Source organism: Maribacter halichondriae, assembly GCF_027474825.1.
Lineage (GTDB): Bacteria > Bacteroidota > Bacteroidia > Flavobacteriales > Flavobacteriaceae > Meishania > Meishania halichondriae.
Genome location: NZ_CP107030.1, coordinates 3,346,782 through 3,370,887, shown reverse-complemented (window position 1 = coordinate 3,370,887; position 24,106 = coordinate 3,346,782). Strand labels below are relative to the sequence as shown.

Annotated in this window: 17 protein-coding genes and 7 pseudogenes; 8 read left to right on the top strand and 16 right to left on the bottom strand. The window is 41.7% G+C overall.

The features are described 5' to 3' along the window. The first annotated feature begins 16 nt into the window (after positions 1-16). Positions 17-2,535 (top strand): annotated as a pseudogene (locus N8A86_RS15645) (M14 family zinc carboxypeptidase). A gap of 21 nt (positions 2,536-2,556) precedes the next feature. Here N8A86_RS15645 and N8A86_RS15640 read toward each other — a convergent pair. Together N8A86_RS15640 and N8A86_RS15635 are read right to left on the bottom strand one after the other, a co-directional pair. After that, positions 2,557-3,609: a lysophospholipid acyltransferase family protein gene (locus N8A86_RS15640; protein WP_273566239.1), complete on the bottom strand. Its 1,053-nt coding sequence runs from the start codon at positions 3,607-3,609 to the stop codon at positions 2,557-2,559. Continuing rightward, on the bottom strand, positions 3,606-4,526 hold the full coding sequence (locus tag N8A86_RS15635; RefSeq protein WP_273566238.1) for a bile acid:sodium symporter family protein: 921 nt from the start codon (positions 4,524-4,526) through the stop codon (positions 3,606-3,608). Before N8A86_RS15635 ends, N8A86_RS15640 begins: the two co-directional genes overlap by 4 nt. A gap of 219 nt (positions 4,527-4,745) precedes the next feature. Between N8A86_RS15635 and N8A86_RS15630 the strand changes: the two are divergent. The 3 genes and pseudogenes from N8A86_RS15630 (at position 4,746) to N8A86_RS15620 (ending at position 6,176) form a co-directional block, all read left to right on the top strand. Continuing rightward, a pseudogene (locus N8A86_RS15630) lies at positions 4,746-5,311 on the top strand (thioredoxin family protein). A gap of 10 nt (positions 5,312-5,321) precedes the next feature. Then, positions 5,322-5,642, top strand: a complete 321-nt coding sequence (locus N8A86_RS15625; RefSeq protein WP_273566237.1) for a cupin domain-containing protein — start codon at positions 5,322-5,324, stop codon at positions 5,640-5,642. 6 nt (positions 5,643-5,648) lie between these two features. Continuing rightward, entirely contained in the window at positions 5,649-6,176 is a 528-nt protein-coding gene (locus tag N8A86_RS15620) for a GNAT family N-acetyltransferase (protein ID WP_273566236.1), read from the top strand. Positions 6,177-6,206: 30 nt separating this feature from the next. On the opposite strand, the gene N8A86_RS15615 is transcribed toward N8A86_RS15620, so the two are convergent. Next, positions 6,207-6,734 (bottom strand): YfiT family bacillithiol transferase, encoded by a 528-nt coding sequence (locus N8A86_RS15615; RefSeq protein ID WP_430682161.1) that lies wholly within the window; start codon positions 6,732-6,734, stop codon positions 6,207-6,209. 195 nt (positions 6,735-6,929) lie between these two features. Between N8A86_RS15615 and N8A86_RS15610 the strand changes: the two are divergent. The 3 genes and pseudogenes from N8A86_RS15610 to N8A86_RS15600 all read left to right on the top strand — a co-directional run bounded on the left by N8A86_RS15610 (position 6,930) and on the right by N8A86_RS15600 (position 9,067). Then, a pseudogene (locus N8A86_RS15610) lies at positions 6,930-7,566 on the top strand (peroxiredoxin). 187 nt (positions 7,567-7,753) lie between these two features. Continuing rightward, a complete protein-coding gene (lpxD, locus tag N8A86_RS15605) occupies positions 7,754-8,752 on the top strand; it encodes a UDP-3-O-(3-hydroxymyristoyl)glucosamine N-acyltransferase (RefSeq protein WP_273566235.1) in 999 nt (332 codons plus the stop codon). 120 nt (positions 8,753-8,872) lie between these two features. After that, on the top strand, positions 8,873-9,067 hold the full coding sequence (locus N8A86_RS15600) for a cold-shock protein (protein ID WP_013304911.1): 195 nt from the start codon (positions 8,873-8,875) through the stop codon (positions 9,065-9,067). A 921-nt stretch (positions 9,068-9,988) separates the two neighbouring features. On the opposite strand, the pseudogene N8A86_RS15595 reads toward N8A86_RS15600, so the two are convergent. The 3 genes and pseudogenes from N8A86_RS15595 to N8A86_RS15585 all read right to left on the bottom strand — a co-directional run bounded on the left by N8A86_RS15595 (position 9,989) and on the right by N8A86_RS15585 (position 13,287). Further along, positions 9,989-10,920: pseudogene (locus N8A86_RS15595) on the bottom strand (peptidylprolyl isomerase). Between the two features lie 112 nt (positions 10,921-11,032). Further along, complete coding sequence (locus N8A86_RS15590; RefSeq protein WP_273566234.1) at positions 11,033-12,406, bottom strand: M20/M25/M40 family metallo-hydrolase; 1,374 nt, start codon at positions 12,404-12,406, stop codon at positions 11,033-11,035. Next, on the bottom strand, positions 12,403-13,287 hold the full coding sequence (locus N8A86_RS15585) for a PPK2 family polyphosphate kinase (RefSeq protein ID WP_273566233.1): 885 nt from the start codon (positions 13,285-13,287) through the stop codon (positions 12,403-12,405). The genes N8A86_RS15590 and N8A86_RS15585 overlap by 4 nt, the downstream gene beginning before the upstream one ends. Before the next feature lie 199 nt (positions 13,288-13,486). Between N8A86_RS15585 and N8A86_RS15580 the strand changes: the two genes are divergently transcribed. Beyond that, entirely contained in the window at positions 13,487-14,176 is a 690-nt protein-coding gene (locus tag N8A86_RS15580; protein WP_273566232.1) for a hypothetical protein, read from the top strand. A 24-nt stretch (positions 14,177-14,200) separates the two neighbouring features. Here the strand turns inward: N8A86_RS15580 and N8A86_RS15575 are convergent. From N8A86_RS15575 to N8A86_RS15530, 10 genes and pseudogenes are all read right to left on the bottom strand, one after another. Then, positions 14,201-15,363 (bottom strand): annotated as a pseudogene (locus tag N8A86_RS15575) (sigma-54-dependent transcriptional regulator). Between the two features lie 10 nt (positions 15,364-15,373). Further along, positions 15,374-16,258: a DUF6268 family outer membrane beta-barrel protein gene (locus tag N8A86_RS15570; RefSeq protein ID WP_273566231.1), complete on the bottom strand. Its 885-nt coding sequence runs from the start codon at positions 16,256-16,258 to the stop codon at positions 15,374-15,376. Next, on the bottom strand, positions 16,237-17,142 hold the full coding sequence (locus tag N8A86_RS15565) for a mechanosensitive ion channel family protein (protein ID WP_273566230.1): 906 nt from the start codon (positions 17,140-17,142) through the stop codon (positions 16,237-16,239). Before N8A86_RS15565 ends, N8A86_RS15570 begins: the two co-directional genes overlap by 22 nt. 1 nt (position 17,143) lies before the next feature. After that, positions 17,144-18,475 (bottom strand): annotated as a pseudogene (locus tag N8A86_RS15560) (ABC transporter permease). Next, the gene (locus N8A86_RS15555) at positions 18,468-19,403 is read right to left on the bottom strand and encodes an ABC transporter ATP-binding protein (protein ID WP_273566229.1); all 936 of its coding nucleotides are present in this window, start codon (positions 19,401-19,403) and stop codon (positions 18,468-18,470) included. Before N8A86_RS15555 ends, N8A86_RS15560 begins: the two are co-directional and overlap by 8 nt. 440 nt (positions 19,404-19,843) lie before the next feature. Further along, positions 19,844-20,961: pseudogene (dnaJ, locus tag N8A86_RS15550) on the bottom strand (molecular chaperone DnaJ). Positions 20,962-20,970: 9 nt separating this feature from the next. Then, positions 20,971-21,528 carry a nucleotide exchange factor GrpE gene (locus N8A86_RS15545; RefSeq protein ID WP_273566228.1) on the bottom strand — a complete coding sequence of 186 codons (558 nt, stop codon included), beginning with the start codon at positions 21,526-21,528 and terminating at the stop codon, positions 20,971-20,973. 137 nt (positions 21,529-21,665) lie between these two features. Further along, entirely contained in the window at positions 21,666-22,628 is a 963-nt protein-coding gene (locus N8A86_RS15540; protein WP_273566227.1) for a TIGR01777 family oxidoreductase, read from the bottom strand. Positions 22,629-22,819: 191 nt separating this feature from the next. Beyond that, positions 22,820-23,488 (bottom strand): tRNA (5-methylaminomethyl-2-thiouridine)(34)-methyltransferase MnmC2, encoded by a 669-nt coding sequence (gene mnmC2, locus N8A86_RS15535; RefSeq protein ID WP_273569074.1) that lies wholly within the window; start codon positions 23,486-23,488, stop codon positions 22,820-22,822. 37 nt (positions 23,489-23,525) lie between these two features. Then, positions 23,526-24,020, bottom strand: coding sequence for a DUF4920 domain-containing protein (locus N8A86_RS15530; RefSeq protein WP_337251636.1), 495 nt, complete (start codon positions 24,018-24,020; stop codon positions 23,526-23,528). Between the last annotated feature and the right edge of the window lie 86 nt (positions 24,021-24,106).

The following is a 24,106-nucleotide window of genomic DNA, read 5'->3' as shown; positions in this document are numbered from 1 at the left end:
TAATTCAAAGGAACACATGAAAAAAATTGTACTCGTACTGTCCATTTTAATTTTCCAAAATAGTATTGCCCAAGAGAAATTGGACCTCAACTATTATCTTCCGCAAGACATCAGTTATAATGCCGACATTCCCACTCCCAAAGAAATTATCGGGCACGAGGTTGGTGAATGGCATGTCACCCACGACAAATTGATGTTCTATATGCAAACCTTGGCGCAGGCCAGCGGCCGTATTTCCATAGAAAATAGAGGTTCAACTTTCGAAGGACGACCGGTTTTGTTGCTAACGGTCACATCACCCAAGAACCATCAGAACATTGAAAAAATAAGACAAGACCATATCGCACTTACCGAAAGTAGCGGCAACTCCGTTTCGGTCGAAGAACAGCCTATAATCGTGTATCAAGGGTTTTCAATTCACGGCAACGAACCCAGCGGCGCCAATGCCGGATTGGCCTACGCCTATTATTTGGCCGCTGCCGAAAGTCCCGAAATCGAAGCGATGCTTGACAAAACGGTCATTTTGATGGATCCGTCGTTCAATCCCGATGGGCTGCAGCGTTTTGCCTACTGGGCCAACACCAATAAAAGTATCAACCTAAATCCTGATAACAACGAAAGGGAGTACCATGAAGTATGGCCCGGTGGGCGTTCGAACCATTATTGGTTCGATATGAACCGTGATTGGCTGCCCGTGCAGCTACCCGAAAGTAGAGCGCGTATCGAAACGTTCCATAAATGGTTGCCGAATATCTTGACCGACCATCATGAAATGGGCACAAACTCTACCTTCTTTTTTCAACCGGGCGAACCGACCCGGGTACATCCGTTGACCCCGAAAATAAATCAAGAATTGACTGCTGAAATAGGAACCTACCATGCCAAGGCCTTGGATAAAATCGGCTCGCTTTATTATTCTGAGGAAAATTATGACGATTACTATTATGGAAAAGGTTCTACTTTTCCTGATGTAAACGGAAGTATTGGTATTCTCTTCGAACAAGGCAGTTCACGAGGACATATTCAAGAAAGTGAAAACGGACTATTGACTTTTCCGTTTACCGTTCGCAATCAGTTTACCACGGCCCTCTCTACTATTGAGGCTGCCAAAAACATGCGTACAAAAATTTTGGAGTACCAACGTGATTTCTATGCGCAGCTCAGAAATGAAGCCACAAAAGAAAAGTCCATCGTTTTTGGCGACAGTAAAGATGGCGCCAAAGCATGGCATCTCGCCGAAATATTGAAACGCCATAAAATCAAGGTTCACGAACTTGCCAACGATGCCACCATTGCCGGAAAAAATTATAAAAAGGGACATAGTTATGTCGTTCCGGCAAATCAAAAAATTCAAGACTGGTCAAGGCTATGTTCGAAAAGCGCACCACTTTTACCGACAGCCTTTTTTATGATATTTCGGCTTGGACATTTCCATTGGCCTTCAATGTGGACTATTCCGAAATAAGCTCTTTGACCAATGCAGGGGACGTAATCACGGAACTCAAACCCCTTTCAGGAAATGTAAGCGCCCAGAGCAATTACGCCTACCTTTTTGAATGGCATGAATACTATACACCGAAAGCCTTGAACCAAATTCTTGAAAAAGGACTGCGCGCCAAAGTCGCGAAATCACCATTTACCTTAGAAGGAAAACAATACGACTACGGTACGATTATGATCCCCGTACGGAACCAAGATTTGGATGCTTCAGAACTCCACTCCTTTTTATCGGAAGTCGCCAATGATAGCAAATTGCAAATTATAGCGGTCGGCACCGGACTTACCAAAGGCATTGATTTAGGAAGCAACGACTTTGACCGATTAAAAAAACAAAAGGTCGCCATGTTGGTCGGCAGCGGAGTACGCTACGCAGATGCAGGGGAAATTTGGCATTTGTTCGATACACGTTACGACATGAAATTGACCAAAATCGATACCGAATATTTCAACGGTGTCGATTTGAGTGATTATACGGATATTATTATTCCAAGAAGTTCGGGCAGTGCGTTGAGCAAGAAAGATGCAGATAAATTAAAGGAATGGGTCAAAGCTGGCGGTACCTTGATCGGGTATATCAATGTTGCCGAATGGCTCGATAAAAACGAGTTCTTGAAATTGGAGTTCAAAAAAGATACGACCCGAGTCGCCAAAAACATTTCATTCGAACAGAAAAATGATTTCAATGGTGCCCAAGTAACCGGTGGTGCCATTTTCGAGGCTAGACTAGATCGGTCACACCCGGTAAATTTTGGGTATAAAAATAACCGATTGGCCTTATTTAGAAACTCAAACGTCTATATCGAAGCGGATAAACATAGCTACAACAACCCGATTCAATATACCAATAATCCATTGTTAAGCGGCTATATCTCAGAGGAGAATGCAGAGCTCATTAAAAATTCTGTGCCCTTTGTCGTCAAACGGATGGGTAAGGGCCGTGTTATCGTCTTTACGGACAATACGAACTTTAGGGCTTTTTGGTACGGAACAAACAAGTTGTTGATGAATGCTATCTTTTTTGGGGGGATGATGTAGAATAAAGCATTGAAATCAAAATCAAATTTTGGTGCTTTTAACAAACATAAAATTAAATAAGAACAGCCCAAAAGCTGAAGCAAGCCCAATAGACCAGGTCAATAAAAACCCGACTACCAAAAACAATAAAAGATAATACATCGGGTACGCCAACAGTGCAAATGCAAATCTTAAAGTCCCCATAAATTCAGGCTCCCAAACTTTGGGTTTACCGAAAGTTCTCCAAAGCAACAGCATTGGAAAGTTCAAAAGAGTAAAAACTAATTTTAACAACAAAAAGAAAACATTGGTTTTCCTTTTCGCTTTTTCAGGTATTTCACTTGAAATATCGATTTCTTCAATAGTCGCATTTACCTTTTTGGGATATAAAAAGTTTATTTCCTTAGCTTCCAATCGTTCTAGTATGGTATCATAATTCTCCTCATCATCGATATGGGTAGTGAGATGCAGCAAGGCCCCAGTTACTTCGGCCTTGATTTTTGCAATTGAGACTTGTTGATCATTCTTGACTATGAAATCTTGCAGCGGAATAGCCTTCCCGTAATTGATAGCCATTTGATCCGGGAACGCCGTTGCATTCCGGTAATTTAGCCCGACGGGGACCAATTGAATATCCAAGTTCGGTTGCTTTTCCAGTGCCGCGAACAATATTCGCGTAAAACCTTTACTCAGAGGCCTTACACGTCTTCTCAAATTATGGTTCGCTTCCGGAAACATTAATAGGGCTTCTCCCCTTTCCAGTAGCTTGGCGCAGCGTTCAAAAACGGCCTGATTATTCTTTAGGGAATCACGCCCATCCCGAATACGATAGATGGGAATCATCTGAAAATAATCGAAAATGGCGATTAAGGCCCTGTTCGTAAAAACATCGGAGCGGGTCAAAAAATAGGGTTTCCGCACACAATCAACGGCAATGAGAAGCACATCGAGCAGGGCACTTTGATGATTGGGCAAAAAGAGCACCGGTTTGTCTTTGGGAATATTTTCAAGTCCTGAAACCTTAATTTTACCGTGATATAGATAAAGACTGGCCTTTATCCATACTTTTACCAGATTATATCCCAAGTTCTTCAAGCCAATTCTTCCTTTTTAATCGGTCTATACCCCCAAAACGCAGCCAAAACTAGACCCGTGACCAAATGCCAAATCCCCCAAAAGGCGGCCAACAAGGCCATTCCCCCTAGGCCATCGAAAAAGGTAAAGATGAGCAAAAGGCCAAGACCTGAATTCTGTATTCCGGTTTCAATGGTTATCGAACGAATATCACGCTGTGACAGTCCTAACAACCTTGCAAAAGAAAAGCCCGTCGTAAAGGCAATAAGGTTATGGATGAGTACAATCCAAAAAACGTAGAACACGTATTCCATGAATATATCACGGTTGTTGTAAAGGGCCAAAAAAACCAGCGAGATAAAAAAGAGCAATGAAACAATCTTGAGCACTCCGGCCATTTTTTTCGCCAGCATCGGCTGAAAGTAATTGACACACATGCCCAATAGCAAAGGAATACCCAAAAGAAGGGAAACCAATTTTATCATTTCAAACGGATCGATGGCCACTTGCTTTAAAAGTGCAGCAGTGGGTGCATACATTGCTCCCCAAAATTGAAGGTTCAATGGGGTCATTACCACAGCCAAAATTGTAGCGATGGCCGTAAGGCTCACGGATAGGGCGGAGTTTCCTTTGGACAAATGGGTGATAAAATTCGAAACATTGCCTCCAGGACAGGCGGCCACCATAAACATTCCGAGGGCAATACTCGGTAACGGCTCCATTGTGATCACCAAGAAGTAGGTCACCACAGGTAATAGTAAAAATTGGCTGAGCACTCCCGTAATGACTGGTTTCGGTTTTTTGAACAACTGTCTGAAATCATTGAAAGAGATTTCCAATGCGATTCCGAACATGACCAAAGCCAATGCCGAGTTAAGCGCCCATAATGTTTGGGTATCGAAGTTGATACGAACGGTATCGAGTATGGTTTCGGTCAATAGCTGGGTCGGTTTTGAAGTCCCTAAGATAAAACATTCTAAAATAAAGGTTATTCTGAAATCATGATTGTCCTATATATATATTGAATCGCCACAGTACTGGAACAAAGAACCAAAACAGAATGGCTCTGGTTCGGCCTGGAACAGGAGAAAATAATTTCCTCACATCAAAAAATTGTCGAAATACCTGTAACTTTAAAGTCCAAAAAACATTTCAAAATGGCAAGAACAGCTAGTAAAATGTTGCCATTAGGCACTCGGGCTCCCGAATTCAGTTTAATGGATTCTGTAACCGAAAAAACGGTAAACCTGCAAACTGTAAAAGGCGAAAAAGGCACCGTCATCATGTTTATTTGCAACCATTGTCCGTTTGTAAAACATGTTAATGAGGAAATCTCTAAAATGGCGAAGGGATATCAACCCGAGGGAATCGGTTTCATCGCAATTTCCAGCAACGATGTAGCTAATTATCCTCAGGATGCCCCACATCTCATGAAACAGGTGGCAGAGCAAGAAGACTATACTTTTCCCTATCTCTACGATAGTACTCAAGAAGTCGCTAAGAATTATGATGCTGCCTGCACCCCGATTTCTATTTATTCGATTCGGATCTGAAATTGGTCTATAGAGGACAACTGGATGATTCACGCCCCGGAAACGGTATTCCCGTGACCGGAACAGACCTTCGCAATGCAATGGATGTCATACTTTCAGGGGGTGAAGTAAATCCCGAACAAAAACCAAGTATTGGCTGTAACATTAAATGGACCGATAATCGACATTAATTTTTTTGAGATGAAAATCAATACCACCGAAGCCCTTAAAAAGTTGGCGGAAACGAACTCTCCCTTTCTTACGGTTTTTGAGCATGGCACCCTTTCCGTAGAAGTATACGAACCTGAAAAGGTAGATTTACAACAACCCCATGCCCGTGATGAGGTCTATATCGTCATTTCCGGTTCAGGGGAATTTTTAAATGATGGGGCGCGAACCACTTTCCAACCAGGGGATTTTCTTTTTGTTCCAGCGGGAATAGAACATCGGTTTGAAAATTTTACTGAAGATTTCTCGACATGGGTTTTATTTTATGGTCCTGAGGGCGGCGAACAAGCATAGCGGCGCATGCAAAAAAATATCACTATCAAACCACTTCAAGAAGCACTTTTCGGTACCTATATGGAAGTGGGCAGACAAGCCTACGAACAACACTATCTACATCTTTGGCAGTGTAAAGATCCTGATTATTATATAAAACACAGTTTTACCAGAGCGGTATTGCTTGACGATATGAAGGATACCGATTCTATGCAATACATGGTTTATGCGGATGAAGTTCCGGCGGGAATCCTTAAATTAAGAAAGGTTGCGACACCCGCACCCCTCAATGAAAATGAAGCTTTACTATTGGACAAAATTTACCTGCTCAAAGAATTTTCGGGTCAAGGAATTGGGAGTTTTATCATCGATTTCGTACTTGATTTCGCCAAAAAATCGAACAAAAAAGTGGTTTGGCTGGAAACCATGAAAAAAGGTCAAGCCCGTTTTTTCTATGAGAAAAACGGATTCGAGATTTTTTCAGAAAAGACCTTGGGGTTTCCAGGCCTGATAGATTCCGAACGTGGAATGTTTATTATGAAGCAAGAAGTATAGGCCTGTTTTGCCCTATTTTCCTCTGGCCAACTACCAACCTTTTCTTTCCAGTAGATTTTCGATGTGCGCTAAATGATGTTGACTATGCCAAGCATATTTCCCAATATTTTCTTCCACGGTTACCGTCGCATTATCTTCGGGATGCAAGTATGATTTTTTAAGATCTTCGGACTTCAGACCCTTAAGTAGAAAAACCATTTTCGCATGCAAGGCTTTAAGATAGTCAAACGAGAGTTCGACAGGTGCGGTTCTGGCATCGAACAATTCCGCCCAATCTTTTTCTTCGTAAGCCTTTATTAGTGGCCTATCTTCGGTCAGCGACCATTTAAAACGGGTATAACTATGATGATGGCTATCGGCGATATGGTGCACGAGCTGTCGCACCGTCCAACCATTTGGCCGATAAGGGGTATCCAACTGCTCATCGGAAAGATTTTTGACCCTTCCGGTCAGCTTTTCGGGCAATTCTTCAAGTATCTGAATCCACTGTTCAATATGGGTCTTATCAATAGTATCAGGCTTCTCGAACTTTCCAATAGGATAGCGAAGTTTATCCATCTCAATATTTTCCATCCCTAAAAATAACAAGAAATACGGGAGTAAGAACAAAAATGATTTTATGGATTTAAAACCATTCCCAAACAATTGAAAAGGGCTTAAATTTTAATACACATTTAACTTTAAGAATTCAACGAAACCTTTTAATCTAGTAAATTTGTAGGATAATAATTTTCATCCTAAAAACCATATACAATGGCAACAATACGATTGGGCGACAAAGCCCCTGATTTTACAGCGAACAGTTCTATGGGAACAATAAATCTCTACGAATATCTTGGTGATGGCTGGGGCATACTTTTTCCCATCCTGCTGATTTTACTCCGGTATGTACCACGGAATTAGGTACTGCGGCAAAATTTAAAGGGGAGTTCGATAAACGAAACGTAAAAATGTTGGCCTTGAGCGTCGACGGTGCGGAATCTCATTTAGAGTGGATCAAAGACATTAACGAGGTACAACAAACCACGGTGAATTTTCCGATTATCGCCGACGAGGACAAAAAGGTGTCGGACCTTTATGAAATGATTCATCCGAATGCCGATAATAACCTTACGGTTCGTTCCGTTTTCATAATCGCTCCCGATAAAACGGTAAAACTAATATTGACTTACCCCGCTTCTACCGGACGTAATTTCTATGAGCTATTGCGCGTCGTCGATTCGTTACAGCTTACGGCCTATCACAAAGTGGCCACACCAGCCAATTGGGAAAATGGGCAGGATGTAGTGGTCAGTCCCGCCATCCCAACGGATGAAGCAAGAAAAATATTCTCGAAGGGGTTGAAGAAATAAAACCTTATTTACGCATGACTCCTGACCCTACTGTCTAAAAACTAATTTTTGTCGATAACAAGCCTTCCTCTTTTCGGAAGGTTTTTTTGTACCCGTAAATTGAATTAAGTTCTTAACAGTCATATAAATAGCATTGTTTTAAATTATTTACGTTCAAATACTTAACGAATACTTATCTTTCAAGAATAGAATAAGCTCCGCTTAATAACCACCAAAAACCAAGCTATGAAATCGTTTACCATTACTGAATTGAACTCCTTTTTGAACGGGGTTCTTGAAGGAGACACCAAAGAAAACATCGTTGGCCCCGAACAAGTGGAAAAAGCTACCTCCAATCAAATCACATTTATTGGAAACTCGAAATTCGCCAAAAAATGGGCTACTTCAAATGCCTGTGCGGCCATCGTATTTGAGGACATCAATATTGGCCCCGGAGAAAATCGTGCCTTTATAAAAGTAAAGAACGCCGACCTCGCTATGGCAAAGCTATTGGAACTCTTTGACCCCGGACCACCCGAACTACAAACTGAAATACATGCTACCGCCGTCGTTCATCCTTCAGCAAAGATTGGGGAGCAATGTAAAATAGGGGCCAACTCTTATATTGGGAAAAATGTCGTTTTAGGAGATGGTGTCGTCGTATACCCTAATGTTTGCATTTATGATGAAACCTCTATCGGAAATCGCACCATAGTATGGTCAGGTACGGTAATTCGCGAACGTACTCAAATCGGTGACGATTGTATATTCCATAATAACGTTAGCATAGGAGCCGATGGATTCGGATATCGGCCTAGCGATGACGGCAAGGGACTTGTTAAGATTCCCCAAATCGGAAATGTGATCATCGGAAACCAAGTCGAAATAGGTGCTAATTCATGCGTTGATCGTGGCAAATTCAGTGCCACCATTATCGGTGATGGTTGTAAAATAGACAATCAGGTACAGATTGCGCATAATTGTGTTATGGGCCGGTCTTGCATTATGGCCGGCCATAGCGGTCTTGCTGGGTCCGTCACATTAGGCGATGGGGTAATAATCGGCGGTAGTGCCTCTATAAAAGACCATACCACCATTCACTCAGGAGCCGTGGTTGGTGCCGGTTCAGGCGTGATGGGCGATATTGCTGCGGGAAAATCAGTGCTTGGCTATCCTGCTCAAGATGCCCGACTTATGTTGAAACAATGGGTACAGATGCGAAAATTGGTCAATGCCTCCGACTAATCCCGTAAAGCCCTATCAGTGAGTTCAATACCATAACATAAAGATAACATGATAAAATATATGTGATTTCAAAATTTAACAGTACATTTGCGCTTTAATTAATTTTTAATTTTATTTATTATGAGTAAAGGAACAGTAAAATTCTTCAATGATTCCAAAGGATATGGTTTCATCACTGAAGATGGTTCAAACGAAGATCATTTTGTACACATTTCTGGCTTGATCGATGAAGTTCGAGAAGGTGATGTTGTGGAATTTGAACTACAACAAGGTAAAAAAGGATTGAACGCCGTTAATGTGAAAGTAGTTGACTAGGTAGAAATAAACTTTTTTATAGTATAGCCCTGACATCTTTGTCAGGGTTTTTTTATTCTTTTTGTTCAATTTGGTAAGAAATAACATACATTTTGGTAACTTTGTTCAACTTAAACGCAACCTTTTACAACTTCTTCTATCTCATACTTAAACAATTTCAGTGTTTCCCCATTGAAAACTAGAACAAAATATGCTATCCTTCTTTGGAGTACTTTTCATCATTCTTATAATTAATATCGTTTTATTGGCCTTCAGCCTTAATAAGACAAAAGGATCTTAGGGCATCGTGTTTTCAAATTAGATGGTAGGGTCAATTGGGTCTCAGTTGTTATTTTAATGAAGCCCAATAACAATTTGAAAAGCCCCTATATGCTTACCTTTTTCACCATTCTTACTATATTGGTTGCTATCAACCTCATCCTTTTGGCAATCAGTATCGACTTCCGAAGCAAAGTTTGAATGTCTAAAACCTCTTTTAAGACCCCGTTATCTTCTTGAAATTTTGACCTGTAACGGTCTTCCCTACACTATTGATAAGGGCAAAAGTGTTCTGCAATATTACTTTTGAAGTGCAAATACCAAATTAAAATTCTTATATTTCAGGCAACACTTTATACTAATTCTTACATATAGGCGTTAAATATTGTGTTTAATCGAATTTTTGCCCCAAAATCAAAAATATGATAGCCTTCTTAATAATTGTTGGCGTGCTTGTTGCGCTTAATATTGCTTTGATAAAATATAGTTCTGTAGAATTTGATAATTCTTCGAATTAATTATAGTCAATGCTAGTTTGGTAAAAAAGTCTGGTTAGGAGTAATTTCCTAGGTTTAGAAACTTTACAATATAACGCAAAAATTCCCCGAAATATCTTCAGGGATTTCTGTGTATGTTATCATCTATTTAATAACCGCCCCTAGGTTATTTCACATTCACTAACTCAACATCAAAGAGCAAAGTCGCGTTTGGAGGAATTACTCCACCAGCACCTGCACTTCCATAGGCTAAATCGGACGGAATGACGAATCGGGCCTTATCACCTACTTTCAAAAGTGCGATACCCTCATCCCAGCCCGGAATGACCTGACCGATTCCCAATTGAAAATCAATAGGTTCTTTTCTTTTATAAGAAGAATCAAATACCTGTCCGTTCAATAGCGCACCTTCGTAGTGCACCGAAACTTTTTGTCCTTTTTCTGCTTTTGCCCCGTCACCTTTTTGGATGATTTTATAGCGCAGACCACTATCGGTCTCATCAAAACCTGCCGCAACTTTATCCAATTCAGCCGCCTGTCTTTCTTTTTCCTCGGCGATTCTTTTCTCTTTTGAACTTTTGAAATCTTCAAAAGCCTTGGAAGCATTCCAATTTCTGGTCTCATCGCCCACCCTAACAATTTCTAGGGTCTCAATAGTATCGCCCTGGGCTATCGCATTTACAACATCTTGACCTGATTCTACATGGCCGAAAACAGTGTGTTTATTATCCAACCATGGGGTTGCGATATGTGTTATGAAAAATTGACTACCATTTGTACCCGGTCCAGCATTCGCCATGGAGAGTACTCCTGGCCCTTCATGTGTGAGTTCAGGATGGAATTCATCATCGAATTTATAACCGGCATCACCGGTTCCTGTGCCTTGGGACAACCTCCTTGAATCATAAAATCAGGAATTACTCTATGAAAAGTAAGGCCATCGTAATAAGGTTCTCCTTTAGCTTTCACCTTATTTTCTTGATTTCCTTCGGCTAACGCCACAAAATTACCGACCGTACCCGGAGTTTTATCATAGGTCAATTTTACCAAAATTTCTCCTTTAGAAGTATTGAACTTTGCGTAGATTCCTTCTTGCATTTTACTCGTTTTTAATGAGCGGCAAAGATAGGAAAAAAGTATCTAGTAGATGGTGGGCAGTGGGCAGTTATCGATTGTATAAAGCGAACAAAATCAACATCGATTGTTGACGTTATTTGACTATGCCATATTTATCGAAAAGATATAAAAGGCTCGCCATCGTTGCCGCGCCCAACTCCAGTTCTCGCTTATTTACATGTTCGAACGTGTCGTTCTCGGCATGATGGTGGTCGAAATAACGCTGTGAATCGGGTCGAAGTCCGGCCAAAACGATTTCATCGTTTTTTAAGGGGCCAATATCGGCTCCGCTACCTCCTTTTTCAAAGTAATGTACCATATATGGTTCAAATAGGTTTCTCCATTCTAAAACGCGCTCAAAATTCGCATCAGAACAATCAAAGGAGAAACCTCTTGGCGTGAAGCCTCCAGAATCACTCTCCAAGGCAAAAATGTGTTTTTCTTTGATACTCGTGGCAATGGCCGCATATTTGTTTCCGCCACGCATTCCGTTTTCTTCGTTCATAAAAAGTACCACGCGAAGGGTTCGTTGGGGTTTGTAACCGGAAACTTTTAGAAGTCTTAGCGCATCCATACTTTGAACGCATCCGGCACCGTCATCGTGCGCGCCGTCCCCGAGGTCCCAAGAATCCAAATGCCCACCTACCAACAAAATTTCATCAGGATAGGTACTACCTTTAACCTCTCCGATAACGTTAAAGGATTCAACATCCTCAAGTTGTTTGCAGTTCTGCTTAAAATAGAATTTTATATCAGGATTCAATTTCAAGGTAGTACTTAAAAAATCCGCACCGTTGGTACTGATGGCCGCAGCAGGAATTCTTTCGGAAACAGCCGTATCTCCGTATGTCATTGAACCCGTATGGGGATAATCATCAGATCGTAACGTCATTGAGCGAACTATGACTCCCACGGCACCGTATTTCATAGCCTCGACCGCCCCGGAATAACGCTGATCCACACAGCCGGAATATGACTGAAAGGTATTGATGAACTTGGGATCCATCGGTCGATTGTAAAATACGATCTTACCTTCAATTTTCTCCTTTCCCAAAGTCTCAAGTTCTTTAAGGTCTTTCACCTCAATTACGTTGGCCTTGATTCCGGTGGGCGGGGTGGCCACCGAGCCACCGAGTGCGCAAATTGGTAGGGTATTGGTCATTCCCGGTTCGGTTTCTACAAAAGCGAATTCGGGGGTGCCCCGAACCCATTTGGGCACCATTACGGATTGCAACCATACCCTGTCGAGGCCTAAAGAATCCAATTGGGCCTTGGTGTAGTCGACCGCCTGTTGTGCCTGTACCGAACCTGAAAGCCTACCACCGATCTGATTCGATAAATGGTTCAGCCAATCGTAGGCCTTACCTTGGGTCAGTGACGCCTCATAAATTGATTTTATCTGTTTTTCATCTTCCGACTGGGCGAAACCTTGTACGACCACCAATACAATCAATATCCACTTTTTCATTCTTTTTCTTTCTGCAATTGATTTCTATAAAGTTCTAAATTCTCTTTTATTTTGTCGTCAAGTTCGGGTTCTTTGATATCAGTATATTTTTTGAGTTCTTCCAAGATAATGGAAGCAACTATCACCCTTGCCGCCTTCTTATTATCGGAAGGTATCACATACCATGGCGCGTGGGGTTTCGAAGTTTCGTTAATGGCTTGCTCATAACACTGCTGATAGGCATCCCACAGCTTTCTCTCTTTTAAATCACTAGGAGAAAATTTCCAATTTTTCCTTTTTAGGGCCAATCTTCTCAAAAGACGTTGGCGTTGTTCTTCCTTAGAAAGATGTAGAAAGAATTTAAAGATTATGGTCCCATTTTCGGCAATATGGCGTTCAAAGTTATTTATCTGTTCGAAACGTTTGTTCCAAAAAGCTTGATCAATGTCGGAAACGTCTTGAATACCCGGAATATGTTCCCCTAAAATATACTCGGGATGCACCCGGGTAACCAGTACATTTTCATAATGGGTACGGTTAAAAACCCCGAATTTCCCCTTAGCGGGGAGTGCAATGTAGTGCCTCCATAGATAATCGTGCTTCAATTCGAGTTCAGTCGGTACCTTAAAACTGTGTACGACCACTCCACTGGCGTTAAAATCCTTGAAAACTTCGCGAATAAGGCTGTCTTTTCCAGCCGTGTCGGTTCCTTGAAGGCATATCAGAACACTGTATTCGCCATCTGCATAAAGTGTGTTTTGAAACTCGCCAAGCTCGACCCTAACGACTTCTAAGCTTTTTTTTAGTTTTTTATTGGAAGCTTCTAAATCATTATAAGTAGGGAAATCTGACAGTTTTATCGTTTTATCGACGCGAAATGATGCTAAATCTGGTGTAATCATAGTCCGAATATAAAATAATTCATCGTTGAAATGCCGATAATGTTAAAAAAAATGACCGTTCATCTTAGTTAAAAAACGGTTTGTCCAATATATGGGATACCACCCTCCATCTATCGAAAAAATAAGGTTTCAAAGTTCCTCATGGTTTAATTTTACATAGCTAGAATTCCCAAATTTTACGCCATAAACCGACGATATCATGAAGAAAATTTACCTGATTATATGCTTATTGGCATTTTGTATATTTTCCTCCTTTGCAATGACCAAGGCCTGCGAATATGCCAGTTCAAATCTAGGTTTTGTACAAACCCAGACGGAAAAAGCCATTGACGAGAATGACCTGAACAAAGTTCGTTTCTTCACGTATAAGGCCCTAAATGCTATTGAAAAAACTAAAAAAGAGCTGACGGAATGTGGTTGCGAAGATGCCAACGAACTTATTGAGGAAGGAAAGGAAAACTTAAAGCGAACGGTCAAAACAAGCACGTTGACTGACGCCAAACGCTTATTGCGAAGCTCATTACAGAATATACTTGACGGCCTATCTGCGCTTGAAGACCATGAACAACATGTAAGCAAGTACCCGACCGATGTTCTGGCCATGAATACTACAGAAACCAGAAATACCGAAGCCTTTAGTAAAATCCCAACTGAGGATGAACTTCATCGTAAAATCGACGCTTCGTTAATAGACTACCAATTTTCGCTGGACAATATCGTCGAAACCGTTGATTGCAAGGAAGCATTGGAATTTGCCACTCGAGTTTACAACAATTGTGAAACAGAGCTCTTAAAGCCCAATCTCTCGGAAGGAAAGAAATATTACAATCTTAGAACAAAAGAAATTACGGCAGAAGCCCTTGAAAGACTTAAGAACTGCTCGAAATAAATGTAAATACGGCTTACTGAATGCCTATTTGCTTGCAAATAATTTTACGTCATCTTCCGAAACCTCTTTTCCACCAAGGATGATAAGCCTTTCGACAACATTTCGGAGTTCTCGAATGTTACCCGTCCAATCGTAACCCTTTAATAAGCTGATGGCTTTGTTCGAGAATACTTTTGGGGCAATACCCTGCTCAGATGTTATTTTATCGGCAAAGTGATTGATCAAAATAGGTATATCATCACGTCTATCGTTCAAAGCGGGGACCTTTATCAAAATGACCGCCAATCGATGGTATAGGTCTTCACGAAATTTACCTTCCTCGATCTCTTTTTGCAAGTCTTTGTTGGTAGCCGCCACGACGCGAACATCTACTTTGATATCCTTATCAGTGCCTACTCTAGAAATTTTACTTTCTTGTAGTGCGCGCAATACTTTGGCCTGGGCCGAGAGGCTCATATCACCAATTTCATCCAGAAAAATCGTGCCTTTGTTCGCCGCTTCGAACTTACCGGCCCTGTCTCTAACCGCCGACGTAAATGCCCCTTTAACATGGCCGAAAAGTTCACTTTCTATCAATTCTGACGGAATTGCCGCGCAATTCACTTCGATAAACGGAGCGGAGTGGCGATGGCTTTTTTCATGGATCCAATGGGCCACCAGTTCTTTTCCGGTACCGTTTGAGCCCGTTATAAGTACTCGTGCATCGGTAGGGGCCACCTTTTCTATCATATCCTTAATATTGCTGATCGCTTCGCTTTCGCCCACCATTTCATAGTTCTTACTGACTTTTTCTTGAGGATTTTGTTCTCGACCACAAGCTCTTTACGGTCGAGCGCGTTGCGCACGGTAGTCAGCAATCGATTTAAATCAGGAGGTTTCGATATATAATCGAATGCCCCTAAGCGCATGGTGTTTACTGCCGTATCGAGATCCCCATGACCTGAAATCATAATGAATGGAACCTCGGGCTTGATTTTTCTTGCGGCTTCTAAGACCTCAACCCCATCCATTTTGGGCATCTTTATGTCGCAGAGTACCAAATCATAATCATTGTTCTTTACGGCCTCAAGGCCTTTTAATCCATCTTCCGCTTCCTCAACGTCATAGGTATCGTTTTCCTCAGAAAGTATTTTTACCAATACCCTGCGAATCGCCGATTCATCCTCAATAATCAATATTTTAGGCATAATCTTCTTTTTAAAGTCCTATTCTAAATCCAGTTCTAAAGTAAAAGCTGGCCTTATCGTTCAATGTAAAAATATCATTTCTATCGCTATCCCTCAAGACCCCACTTTGAAATAACGTATGCCCCGCAAACATATAAAGCGACATGGCCTTATTCAAATTATAGGAATATCCTAAAGTGACCAAGGCCGCTGACGACGATATTGATGAGGCAAAACCTGCATCCGGCAGCACCGTACTATTTTGAAGGTTCACGAAATAGCCGTCCAAAATAAATTCGGTCTGAATGATATTACGTTCCTTAAAATGGAATTTCATTCCGGTTTTGGGTACACCGACCACATATGTCCAATTGGGATGAAAGCGTTTCTCATAATACACTACTGGCAATGGAATTCTTAGTGCCACGGTCGAATTATAGACAATACCCAAAACGAGACGATCCGGTTTGGCAATTTTTTGTCGATCTCTAAAAGCGCCTATTGTCGCATTTATTGAAAAATCTCCATTCTCTAGAGGATTTGTCAACGTAGATGCCAATCGCGGTGTCAACACACCAACAAATCGCCAATCTTGGTTATACTTCATTACATACGCCAAATTCAAATCGATGAGATGAAAAAAATTCAATCCTTCTGCCCCGACTACAATATCGTCACGTTGCAAATCATAGGCCAAACGGTTGTATTCGCCCCCAATAATGATATTGTTCGAGTCTCGAACCTTGATGGGCATGTTCGCCACAAGCTTAATTCGAGATAACTTAGCCCCTGCATCATTTCTTGGCATCAACATGTATTCGAGACGGAATACATCAGGAGTCTGGGCATTGCACCAACCCATAATAAAGAAAATACCAACGGACCAAATGATACCTAGTCGTCTGCTAATCCCCATTCCTGGTCCGTTTTAGTGACATTACTGTGTTCAAAGGGTCTCGGTTGAAAAATATGAACATCTCGTTGCGGGAAAGGTATGGTAACGGCATTTTTACGGAATTCAGCATCGATTTTATAGCGTACTTCGCTTTTAATCCTCGGATCCCCAAAACTATCGGTAATATAGAAATGAACCGAAAACAATAATGCCGAATCGCCAAAATCATCGAATTGAACAAATGGTTTTGGACTTTTAAGTATTCCTCGCTGGTCGCTGACGACCTCCTCTAAGATTTGGGTGACCTTTGTTACATCACTGCCATAGGCCACGCCTACTTTTACACTTTCGCGAGTCGTCTTGTGGTTTTGAGTATAATTGTAAATACTATCCGTCAAAAATATATGGTTGGGGATTACGATAACCTTATCATCCCGAGTCAAGGCACGAGTGGTACGAAGGCGAATTTCAAAGACACGACCCACTTTTCCATCCACCTCGATGATATCGCCAACATGAAGCGATTGGTCCATAATCATCAAGACCCCTGAAATAATATCCTGAAAAAGATATTGCAAGGCAAAGCCCAAACCTACGAACAAAGCGGCAGATGCGGTAAGAAGCACGGTAAGGTTGACCCCTGAGGAATGCAGCACGATGACCACTACAAAAATATAAAGCAGGTATCTCAGGAAGTTGAAGACGCTTATAAATTTATTTTTATCCTCGAGCGGAAGCTTTTTGGTTACGATTCTATTGATAACCCTAAGGATAAATGAGACCACTACCAGTGCAAGTATGATAGTAATCAAAGTGCCTACATTGATATGAATATCATTGCTATCTAATATACTGGTATTTAGAAAGCTTTTTATTGCATCCCCAATGTCGCTCAAATTATCCATATCAATATCTTAACCATTTGAACAGTTCTTTATAGCTCGGTTTTTTCCATACATCAAAATGCCTACCCTATAAATTTTGGCAGCCAACCAAACAATACCTATAAAGGTACAGATTAACAACAAAATAGAGGTCGCCAATTGCCAAATGGGTACACCGTCTTCACCAACACCCCGGGCAGCCGCATCAGCATAACAATTGGTGAAGTTAATGGGAACAACGAAAAACCCACCGCTATAGGGCCATGTGGGTTGTTAAATACCGAAAAGAAACCCACATAAATGGCCAACATCAACGGCAGAATAATAGGAAATATAAACTGTTGTGTATCAGTTTCGTTATCAACTGCAGCGCCGATGGCAGCATAAATCGAGCTATAGATCAAGTACCCCAAAATGAAATAAATGATAAAAAAAGTGATCAGCATCAACCACGGAATCTTAAATATTTCTTGTGCGTATAAATTCAGTGTCTGATTTGCATCAGGCATCGGAGGTGCCACCCCGATACCCGAACCTACCCCGCCGCTTGGGGATATACCACTAGGGTCTATATCAAATATGGCGAAAGCTACGATCATCAGCACTCCGGCGGAAACAATCCAAATCGCAAATTGCGTGATGCCCGCCAAGGAAGTACCGATAATCTTGCCCAACATCAATTGAAAAGGCTTTACCGACGAGATGATGACCTCGATAATGCGACTCGTTTTTTCTTCGATGACACTTCGCATGACGAAACCGCCATAAATAATGATGAACATCATAATCAGATACCCGAAACCCCCACCTATTGCAGCTTTTATTTCATTGATGCCCTTGAGATTCTGTTCGCCTTCGAAGGTAGCCGTGTTGATTTCGAAACTCTTGTCCATCGAGGCAAACTCTTTCTCAGAAACCCCTAACTCTTGTAATCTGCGTTGCCTTAGCCTATCACGAAAGGTATCTTCCAAATTATCGAGTACCCCGGTATTCGGGGCATCTTTGGTATAAAAGAACGAACGGCCCGCTACTTTCTCCAAATCTTTTTCATCGGGAATATATAAAAGACCGCTATAGCCTAGACTGGCTACGGAGTCTTTGGCAGCCTCTAAGGAAATATCCTCAAAATTGATATATGATGTTCTTTCGGTAGAATTGAAGTCATTGGAAAAATAATCACTCTCGTTCAGAACTACGATGACCCGCCGCTCATTATCGTTCACCTTGGTCAAAAAGGCAATCAACACGATCATACCGACCATTAAAATAGGACTCAAAAACGTCATGATCACGAACGACTTGTTGCGTACCTTGGCCAAATACTCCTTTTTATGATCAATGGCAGTTTATTCATAGGTGCCTTTGTTTTTAACGGTTCGAATAAAAATTTCGTTGGCCGAGGGTACGGTTTCCAAGAATTGGTTCACATTTCCCTTACTCGATAAATACTGCAATACGTTTCGGGTATCGTTGTTCGGCAATTGTAGCGTAAAATCCAATTGCCTTTCATTCGCGGTGTATGTAGAAGACGAAATTTCAAAAGTATCCGACAATTCCTTTAAAAGTATTTCACCTTGCTCGACCTCAAGCCCCACTTTAAAAATATTGTTTTTGTATGCCTTCTTGATATCGGATAGTTTACCGTCCAATATTTTTTCAGATTGATGTAGCAGCGCAATGTATTCACAAAGTTCTTCGACCGACTCCATTCTATGGGTAGAAAAAATAATCGAGGTGCCCTGATCTTTTAGTTTCAAGATCTCGTCTTTGATAATATTGGCATTTATGGGGTCGAAACCACTAAAGGGTTCATCAAAAATCAAAAGTTTAGGTTCGTGCAGCACTGTGACGATAAACTGGATTTTTTGGGCCATGCCCTTTGACAGTTCCTGAATTTTCTTGTTCCACCAGTCACCTATTTCAAAACGGTCGAACCAAAATTTTAAGCGTTTTTTGGCTTCTATCTTGCTTAGTCCCTTCAACTGCGCCAGATACAAAGCCTGCTCTCCTACCTTCATACTTTTGTAGAGGCCTCGTTCTTCGGGCAAGTATCCAATATTCGAGATATCGTTGGGCCTTAAAGGCTCGCCATCAAAAAATACAGTACCGCTATCAGGAAAGGTAATTTGATTGATAATACGGATAAGAGTGGTCTTACCGGCCCCATTTGGACCTAAAAGTCCGTATATGCTATTTCTAGGTATTTCTAAGGAAACGTTATTGAGGGCGGTATAGTTTCCAAAACGTTTGGTGACCCCATTCGTGACCAAAATATTGTTCATGCAGGCAATTTTTTCAAAGATAGAGAAATGCCCAATATTACTTGGTATTTAGAGGGAATTCAGGAGAAATAGTTTCACAAAAACAAACCATCACCATCGCCTCAACACCTCGTCCTACAGCAGGGTTAGTTCATCAGGTCACTTTGCTTCCACCTTCGGTCTTTCAAAACGGGGAAGAAAGACCACGACAAAACCCGCCCGTCGATACGTTAAGACCCCGCCCTACGGCGGGGTTAGTTCATCCGGCCGCTTTGCTTCGACCTTCGGTCTTTCAAAACGTGGATCCACTAAAAAACAAAACCCACCCTCAATTAGATTAAGGATGGGAAAAAAATTGCTATGAAAAAGAAAATTAATATCGGTTTCCCAATATTAAAATCAAATATACGTTTTTTATTTAAAAACCAAATAGTAAATCCAAAGGATACTGAAAATTCTCGTTATGAGAACATATCCTTTACCTTTTCAAAGAACGATTTATCGGACTTTTCAGGTTTTGGTTCAAAATTGCCATCACCGTTCATGCGCTCGAAAAAATCCTTTTGTTCTTTGTTAAGCTCTTTGGGCGTCCAAACATTGACGTGTACCAGTAAATCTCCGCTACCATATCCGTTTAGACTTGATATTCCCTTACCCCGTAGGCGCAATATTTTACCCGATTGAATACCCGGTTCCAATTTTATGCGCACCTTGCCACCGACAGCATCGATTTCCTTTGAAGTACCCAGTACCGCTTCAGAAATACTGACATATAGATCGTAATGCAAATTATCTCCTTCCCTTTTCAGGGTTTCGTGATCTTTGGTCTCTATGGCCACCAATAAATCGCCGGGGACCCCATTGCCAGGGGCCCCATTTCCTTTATTGGGCACTTTTAACTGCATACCATCTTCAACACCTGCAGGAATCTTAATGGAAACCGTTTCTTCCTCTACCTTAAGGCCTTGGGCATCGGCATCGTTAGGTCGCTTGTCCAAGATTTGTCCACTCCCACCACACGTACTACAGGTCGCGGCCGTTTGCATTCTTCCTAAAATCGTATTGGTGATCTTGGTTACCTGCCCTCGGCCGTTACAGGTCGAACACGTCTTATAGGTAACACCATCGGCCTGAACCTTTCGGCGTACTTTGACCTTTTTCTCGACACCATTGGCAACTTCTTCCAAAGTCAGGTTTACCCGAATTCTAAGATTACTGCCTTTCACCCGGCGTTGACCACCGCCCCCGAATCCTCCGAAGCCACTGAATCCTCCGCCACCAAAGGCACCGCCAAAGATATCGCCGAATTGGCTAAAGATATCATCCATATTCATGCCTCCACCACCAAAACCGCCTCCTTCAAAGGCCCCGTGACCGAATTGGTCATATCGCGATTTTTTATTCGGGTCGCTCAAAACCTCGTAGGCCTCTGCAGCCTTTTTGAACATTTCTTCGGCCTTCGCATCACCAGGATTCTTATCAGGATGATATTCCAGCGCTTTTTCCGGTACGCCTTTTTGATCTCAGCGGCGGTAGCATTCTTGCTGATGCCCAATATGTCGTAGTAGTCTTCCTTCATGTTCAGGTTTTAGTTGCCGACTACCACTTTGGGGTGCCGAATAATCTTATCGCCGAGTTTATACCCTTTTTCGATTATATCGATGATTTTACCTTTGAGCATTTTGTTCGGAGCGGGAATTTGGGTAATCGCCTCATGTATTTCGGCATCAAAAACATCGCCCTGTTCCGCACCTACCTCTTGAAGGCCTTTTGAATTCAGGGTCTCACGAAATTTACCCCGAATAAGCTTGACTCCCTTCAACAATTCATCATCATCGGCTTTTGAAAGTTCTTTCAAGGCACGGTCAAAATCATCCAATACGGGAAGTAACGAGACCATAATCTCTTGCCCCGCCGTCTTGAACAGTTCCATACGCTCCTTGGAAGTTCTCCGCTTATAATTCTCGAATTCAGCGAACAGGCGCAAAAATTTATCTTTTTCCTTACCTAATTCTTCTCGAAGCTCTTCTTCGACAGTACGTTCATGCTGTTCTTCGTGCATTTCGCCTTGTTCCGATGCCTCCCTATTTTCTTGGGTTTCAGAACCTATTTCATCGATTTCTTCGGCTTTATCTTTTTTGCTCATGTATTCTCAGGTTATATTCCGCGTTTTCAAGTGGCAAAAGTACTGCCAATTCTTCAAAAATGTCAAAATGTCATTAAAGAAAAAATCCTGTTGTAACAGGATTTACGATACTATTTAATTTTCCAAAAAAACAAGCGTTACGCAGAAAACTCTTTTCGAGATAAAGTACTCGTGGATTCAGATATAGCACTTTTTTGATAAATTTCTTCCAAGGCCGCATATAGATTGGTATAGTTAAAATGAAAACCTTCATTCTCTATTTTTTTACTGCTTACGCGCTGGCTGGCAAACAGAATATATGACATTTCGCCTAAAATCGTCTTCATCACGAATTTCGGTATGTTGGGCAGAAACAAGGGTCTGTTCAAAACCTTAGCAATTTCTTTGACCAATTTGTTGTTGGTTACGGGATTGGGCCCTACCCCATTGTACACTCCGGTCAAATCGTTCTCGATAACGAACATAAAGATACGCGCCAAATCTTCGATATGGATCCAAGATTGCCATTGCTCACCACTGCCGAAGGCAGCACCCGCATAATATTTTATAGGCTTTGCCATTTCGGGCAAGGCACCGCCGTCGTATGACATGACCAGCCCGATCCTCACTTTTGAAACGTTCGTATCGAATGCCTTGAACGAATCTGCTTCGGTTTCCCAAGCTTTGACCACTAGGCCCAAGAAGCTATCGTCGACCCATTTTTCTTCTTCGGTATATAGCGAACTAAGTGAATTGGGGTAAATACCAATGGCGGAAGCCGATACGAAAGTTTTGATTTGACTTCTATCTACTTTTTCAAGTCCCCCATATAGAGTTTTAAGGGTGTTTATACGACTTGACAAGATTTCTTTTTTATAACTGTCCGTCCAGCGTTTTGAGATACTGGCCCCGGCGAGGTTTATGATGGCGAAAACCCCCGAGAAACATTCCAAGTCGATTTCATGGGTATCGGGATTCCAATAAAAACCTTGATAATCATCCTTTGAAACAATCTTGTCCTTACTTGTTGTCAAATAATTTACAGCGATTTTTTTTATATGGCAAAGTGCCACAATTTCGCTGCCTATTAATCCCGTCGCACCTGTTATCAATACCTTCATCGCATAAAGGTATGGGATCTATGGCACGGCCAGATGCACTTTAATTTCGATTTAACGTTTGGGCCCATCAATTAAATGGGCTTCTCAAATTGGTAATCTATTTTTGGAGTTAACTAACCGAATGTCCGAAAGGAGATTTAACCGCTCGAAACGCCATAAAAAAATCGCGGAGTTCGCAAAGTATGTAAAGACTACGTTATCGGTTTGGTCGCCCGTAGCATTTCGCGTTTTCCGGGCGGGCCCGGCAATCGCTCTACCGAAAACCCCACTGCTTGCATCGCGCGGCGAACACTTCCCTTGGCCGCATAGGTGACCAAGACACCGCCGGACTTCAGGGCCTTGAACATACTGAGGAAAATGGCTTCTGTCCATAAATCCGGTTGTACGCGTGCCCCGAAGGCATCGAAATAGACCAAATCGAAGGCATTGTCAAAATCGAGGTCCCTAAAATCTTTTTGAAGTTTGGTCAGTTGAAAATTCTCGGAAATTGCTATCTCCTCCTCAGAAGGGGCTTCGTGCATTAGAAGAAAATCTTTTGCAGCAGCTTCGCATTGGAGCTCTGAAATAAAATTGAGGGAATGAAATTCTTCATGGGTGATCGGATATTTTTCGACTCCCGTATATTGAATCTTCTGTTCGGTCTTTTTTCCTTCTAAATACGTAATCAAAGCGTTCAGGCCTGTACCAAAACCGATTTCCAAAATAGCGAGGTCGTTTTGGCCGAACAAAGAAAATCCGTTTTGGATAAAAACATGGTAGGCCTCTTGTATGGCACCATGTTTTGAATGGTATTGTTCGTTCCAGTCCTTTATTTGCAGGGTGGTGGAACCATCGCCCGTTATAATAATCTCACGCTTCAAGCCTCCGCGGTAATTGCCGAGTTCATTCACTATTGTTTTAAAAGTACGCCATCGGCCTCAAACCCATAGGTTTTTTTGGGGCCGTAATTTTGGCGATTTCTTGTTCCGACATTCCGGCATCTTTGGCGTAATGCTTTTGATCTTCAACACTCATGGCCTCTACAAAGGCCTTTCCGCGAACGACTACTTCTTTGCCAGTGATGTCTTTGGGCATAAAAAAACCATAGTCCTTGAAGCGCACCATGGTTTCATGACCATCTTCCAATGTCAATTTCATCCAGCAGCCTTTTGCCTGACACACCTCGACCACTTTGGCCTTAAATTTTGTCTCAACGGTATCGGCGACAGCGATTGCATTGAATTTTTCAGCCATTTCTTGGCTTGACATGGTACCAGAATCGGTTATTTTTTGCCCAAAAGAGGCATAGCCCTTTGCAGTATTGACATCCATACCTTTATTTGGCTCCGCTTCTTGGGCCGTGGCAGTACCCAAAAGCAATAAAAACACAACTAAAATGTTAAAAGCTTTCATATTTACTAAAAATCAAGATTAGGTTACAAAACTGGACAATTTTGGGCTAAAAAAGAAGATTTCTTTGCAGTAAATAGTTAATTTTA